The organism is Streptomyces galbus, assembly GCF_005280195.1.
In the GTDB taxonomy this organism is placed as follows: domain Bacteria; phylum Actinomycetota; class Actinomycetes; order Streptomycetales; family Streptomycetaceae; genus Streptomyces; species Streptomyces galbus.
Window position 1 is genome coordinate 1 of sequence record NZ_SZPR01000090.1, and the last position, 250, is coordinate 250.

Sequence of the window (250 nt, forward strand, 5' to 3'; positions counted from 1 at the left end):
AAAACATGAAGTACACTATGAATGACATTACAAAGGTGGGATGTAATAAAGCCGCAAAGGTGGCTTTTAACATCAACGAGGGCACAAATTTCCGCTATGAAAGAGCAGTTGCCTGCAAAAAGGCGCTGCATGAGCAGATTTTTAATAAAGCTGCGGCGGATATTGACGCGGATCTCGAAGAGGCTTTCGAAAACGTGGAAACACGCTCGAACAAGCAAAAAGAGGTTCAGAAGGCGGAAATGAAGAAGTA

At 43.6% G+C, this 250-nt stretch carries 1 protein-coding gene; it reads left to right on the forward strand.

The window, feature by feature from the left end; all coding sequences use genetic code 11:
• Positions 1–17 precede the first annotated feature (17 nt).
• The coding region (locus tag E4U92_RS35665; RefSeq protein ID WP_137304590.1) for a hypothetical protein at positions 18–250 on the forward strand (233 nt) is incomplete at its 3' end.